4 protein-coding genes are annotated in these 5008 nt (G+C 38.8%); all 4 read right to left on the bottom strand.

Annotated elements, in window-relative coordinates:
* Positions 1-249: 249 nt before the first annotated feature.
* Positions 250-807, bottom strand: coding sequence for an RNA polymerase sigma-70 factor (locus WS34_RS14065; RefSeq protein WP_286693813.1), 558 nt, complete (start codon positions 805-807; stop codon positions 250-252).
* A gap of 438 nt (positions 808-1245) precedes the next feature.
* Positions 1246-3375: a type IA DNA topoisomerase gene (locus WS34_RS14070; protein WP_046405598.1), complete on the bottom strand. Its 2130-nt coding sequence runs from the start codon at positions 3373-3375 to the stop codon at positions 1246-1248.
* Between the two features lie 158 nt (positions 3376-3533).
* Complete coding sequence (locus WS34_RS14075) at positions 3534-4181, bottom strand: hypothetical protein (RefSeq protein WP_286693814.1); 648 nt, start codon at positions 4179-4181, stop codon at positions 3534-3536.
* A gap of 505 nt (positions 4182-4686) precedes the next feature.
* Positions 4687-5008, bottom strand: a 322-nt coding sequence (locus WS34_RS14080) for a recombinase family protein (protein ID WP_046405602.1), incomplete at its 5' end; no start/stop codon positions are given.

The following is a 5008-nucleotide window of genomic DNA, read 5'->3' on the forward strand; positions in this document are numbered from 1 at the left end:
TGTTGATTGATGTGTATATGCAATTTTTTTATTCATAAAATATATTTTATTTATTCTTGCTAATATTTATCATTATCTATTTTAAAGACAGGTAAAAATTGAAAAGGGTGGCTGCGGTATGGAAAAAATATAATATTTGAAAAATTTTTCTAATTAATAGGCATGTTTTAGCTTTAATCTGAATAGTAAGGTTTTGTAAGACGATTTATAATAAAGAGTAATTTTTTGAATACATTAGAATGGAAAAATCTAAAAAATGAATGCTCTGTTTTTCGTTTTCTCACTTTTAGTTTGAAAAGCAATAAACAGAATAAAATCCGGAACATTCCGGTGAATGTCTTTACGTATGAAAGCGTAGGCTTTTTTGATATGGTCTTTGACTGTGTTTAGGGATATGCCCTCTTGGTCAGCTATTTCCTGATATGATTTAGCTTCTACAATACTCATTTCAAGAATCTGACGTCTTTTGGGAGGAAGCTTTTCCAAAGAAATTTGTACTTTCTGAATAAATTCCTCTATATAATCATCTTTAGCGAGTTCCTCTAGGTACTCCTGTTGATATTTATTGACGACTTGCTGATGTTCCAGATAATTCAGACAGCGGTTTTTAATGGCATTAGACAAATATCCTTTCAGGTTGTCGATCATATCTAACTTTTCCCGTCTTTCCCAAAGCCGGGTGAATATTTCCTGGGTAATATCTTCAGCAATAGCCAAATCATGAACATAAAACAACGCAATCTTAACCATATCGGGATATAGCTCCTGAAATAGGGTCTTAAATGAAGTTAGATGATTGACGCTCATATGTTATTTTCCTGTTTGGCGTGATAAAATTACTCTTTTTTCAAATTTTATCAATTATAAAATGCTTCTTTTTACATAAGAAGCCGACTTCCTTCTATTTTTTCTGTTTCATTTACCATCTTCCCTATTTTAAATAAGATTGAAATAAAGAGTAATAATAAGTGTTATTAAAAGGAGGATAGCGATTATTATTTTGATTGTTTTATTTGTCAAAAATGTTGATGTCAATGAAATGATCAATACAGATGAAAGAATCCATTTTCCTTTTTCTGTCCAAGAGGTAGCTAATAGAATGATTATTATTGTAGCGATGACTAAATAATCTATAATTCCCCATTTTTTTTTCATAGTCCTGAAATATTATAAGGTATACATCCAACCCCGGAAAGTTAATAATAAGTTGTTGTTATAAAAAGTGTGTATACGTTTTTTGTAATATTATATCTTGTCGACTATAATGTTTTTATTTTCATCCAGGCGGACCATCCCATTAAACGAGTTGCCTTCCGGATCCTTGAAACCGGATATTTTGCCGGTTTGGCCTTTTTGTATTAATGTATCTACTTGTTTTTGGGTGAGTTTCTTGCCTTGTATTTCCATCGGAATCAGAAAATCACAGGATTTCCGGTATAGGGTACATCCCCAGGCGGTTTTTCCCTTCACAATTTCTCCTTGTCCGCATTTGGGGCATTTCAATACAACTGCAATTTTTTCTCCGTTCTCCTTTTTCCCTTTTCCTTTCTCCCTTTCTTTTTTAGTTTTCTTGTCTTCCTCGTCTTTTTCCTCCGGTGTTTCTACAGTGATCGTTTTCGCTGAAGAATGGCGTACAAAATGGACGATTTCATTAACCATCACCTTCAACTCTTCCATGAAGTCGGCCACCTGATAGGTACCGTCTTCGATCATACGCAACTTCTTTTCCCATTGTCCCGTCAGTTCTGCGGATTTCAGAAGGTCGTTCTGAATGGTGTCGATAAGCTCTATGCCTGTCGTTGTTGCTAAAATCCGTTTTTTGTCTTTGCGGATGTATTGCCGTTTAAACAACGTTTCGATGATATTTGCGCGGGTAGAAGGGCGTCCGATTCCGTTTTCTTTCATCAGATCCCGCAGTTCTTCGTCTTCCACTTGTTTCCCGGCAGTTTCCATGGCCCTCAATAAATCGGCTTCCGTATAGTATTTAGGGGGCTGAGTTTGTTTTTCCTGGATTTCGGGGGTGTGAAGACCGTGTTCTCCTTTTTCGTAAACCGGTAATACGTTTTCTTCGTTTTGTTTGTCTGTATTATTGCCGAATACCACCCGCCACGCCGGATCGATGATTTGTTTTCCGGTGGCTTTGAAGTCTTCGTCGCCAATTCTGGCCATAACGGTTGTATTGGCTATTTCGCAGTCCGGATAGAAGACGGCAATGAAACGGCGGGCTACCAGATCATATACCCGCTTTTCCTCGGGAGACATATCGTAACTGAATACACCGGTAGGAATGATGGCATGGTGATCCGTAATTTTTTTGTCATTGAAGACTTTGGCTGACTTCCGTATTTTTCCTCCTGATAAGATCGGCTGTGTTAAAGCCTCATAAGGTTTCAGGCCCTGAAGTATTTTGGGGACTTTGGCATATTGGTCGTTCGGTAAAAAGTTGGTATCCACACGGGGATAGGTGGTCAGCTTTTTCTCGTAAAGCGACTGTATGATTTTTAAGGTATTTTCGGCTGTATAGGCGAATTTTCGGTTACATTCCACCTGCAATAGAGTTAGGTCGAACAGTTTCGGCGGATGTTCCATGGCCTTTTTCCGCTCGATACTGAGAATTTCCAGTTCGAGTGGAGTGATTTTTTCCAGGAGGGCTTCGGCTTCCTCTTTTTTATTGAACCGTCCGCGCAAACAGGAGAAAAGTCCTTCCCGGTAATTCGTCCGTATTTCCCAATAAGTTTCCGGTTTAAAGTTCTCGATCGCTTTTTGTCGTTCGACGACCAGGGCCAGGGTAGGGGTCTGCACTCGTCCGATCGAGAGTACGTTTTTTCCTGTCCCGTATTTCAACGTATAAGCCCGCGTGGCATTCATCCCTAACAGCCAGTCGCCGATAGCCCGTGCAGAACCGGCCGCATAGAGAGTATCGAAATCTTGCGATTCCATGAGTTTTTCGAATCCTTCCCGGATGGCTTCTTCTGTCAGCGAAGAAATCCAAAGGCGTTTGATAGGTACCCCGCATTTGGCTTTGGTCAATACCCAACGTTGAATCAGTTCTCCTTCCTGGCCGGCATCCCCGCAATTGATCACCATTTCAGCTTTCGAGACCAGCTCCTCGATAACGGCAAATTGTTTTTTTATTCCCTCATCTTCGATCAGACGGATCCTGAATTTCGAGGGGATCATCGGCAATACCCCTAAATTCCATTTTTGCCATTTCTCCGTATATTCTCCCGGTTCTTGCAGGGTACATAAGTGTCCGAATGTCCAGGTAACACAATATCCATTCCCTTCCAGATATCCGTTCCGCCGGGTCGTAGCTCCCAGAATATTCGCGATTTCTTTGGCAACACTTGGTTTCTCTGCAATACACATTTTCATAATTCCGCACGACTTGATTCTGCTACAAAGATAATGTAAACCGAAAGCAAAGCCAAGTTTACTTGAACTTTGCTGAGATGTAGCTTATTTTATCGAATGATAATGCAAACCGGGTGCAGAACGAAACGAATTCGTTCATTTCTTCCGCCAGGGGAGACTTATGTTTCTTTTGCCACTGTTCCCAGAAAACGACTTTCCGAAAAAATGTTCCGGTATTTATTTTTGAAAAAAGCAAATAAATGGATCTCTTTACCTCTTTCGGCCGGGAGAGTAAAGGTATATGCTCCTGTAGCCCGTATGGTTTCAAAACCTTCCAGCCAATATATCTCACCGTCGTCTACCCTGGTTTTATCGTAAATGGCTATTTGTAATAAGTCGTCGTCGAAACCCTGATTTTTATACCCGGGATTCCATTCCAGGCGAATAAGATCCGGAGTGGTATATTGCATTCCGAAATAATCCGGGATATAAAGCGGCCCGTAACATATCTTCAGGCCTGAAAATTCGGTAATTTCTCCTGTCTCCGTAAAGCTATGGATATTCTCTTTTATAAAAAAGTTATATCCGCTTATGTTTTGTCCATGCGTAGCATCGCTCCAGGTCATATACATCGGCATTTCCAGTTTATGATAAAATGAAGCCGCCCCTTTAAACCTGTTTTTCTGTGCTTTTTGCTTACTACTTTTCGATTTTCTATACCGTCCCGTTTTGCTCCTTATTCTCAGCTGTCCGTTTACTTCATAAAGGATAACATTTCCGAAACTTCCTTTCAGCTGATTTAATAAGTTAGATCTTGCAGTACCCATAGCCTGTTTTTTAGTTTGAAAATGAATCAATTTCCCGATAACAGCGATTCCCCGGAGATTCCTTTGAGTGTTAGTTTCTGTAAAATTAACTAAAAAATGATTAAAATCCAAATAAAAACTGGATTAAAGCTTATTTATTTAGTTATTAATCTGGTAATAAATAGGATTTGTACTGGATTTAATCTGGATTTATCTATACACATATCCTGCTTTGTCCTATGTGGTTAGCATTCCCCCGATAGTTATAACTATATAATAAAAAAGGTCCAATTAAATCAGAATTTAATTGGACCTTTTTAAGGCAAATTATTTCACTGAATTTATTTAAACTAAACTCAGGGTAAATATAGTTTACTACTTGATTTCTATATGATTATCTTTTAGAAAAGGAACCGATTAGGTACGCTCCGCGGTCCTCAGTGTCATATTTCTACTGAAGAACCGTCTTATTTTCAGCCGCAAAAATAGCCTTTTATTTTTCCACTACAAAGAAAAAAATGCCTTTTCAGTTTTTAGAGAAAGATCTCAGGGGAATATTTTCCAGTTGGAGGTACTTATAAAGTGTGCTTTTACTCTTAATTTCAATTTGTTGGCATATTTGTTTTACAGCAAATCCTTTTTGATACAAGAGAGCTGCTTTTTTTACTTTTTGCTGGGTTTCCGGATTCAAGCCCTGAGGTCTTCCGAATTTTTTTCCTCTTTTCCGGGCTGCTTCCCGTCCTTCACGAGTCCTTTCCATAATCACATTCCGTTCGAATTCTGCCAGAGCCGCAAAAATATGCATCGTAAATTTCCCCATATAATCGGTCGTATCAATATTATCCTTG

The sequence above is a fragment of the Odoribacter sp. N15.MGS-14 genome, assembly GCF_000980245.1.
Taxonomy (GTDB): Bacteria; Bacteroidota; Bacteroidia; order Bacteroidales; family Marinifilaceae; genus Odoribacter; species Odoribacter splanchnicus.

Excerpts from the sequence above, each read along its gene's own strand:
- WS34_RS14065 (WP_286693813.1), bottom strand. The coding sequence starts at position 807 with ATGAGCGTCAATCATCTAACTTCATTTAAGACCCTATTTCAGGAGCTA.
- WS34_RS14070 (WP_046405598.1), bottom strand. The coding sequence starts at position 3,375 with ATGAAAATGTGTATTGCAGAGAAACCAAGTGTTGCCAAAGAAATCGCG.
- WS34_RS14075 (WP_286693814.1), bottom strand. The coding sequence starts at position 4,181 with ATGGGTACTGCAAGATCTAACTTATTAAATCAGCTGAAAGGAAGTTTC.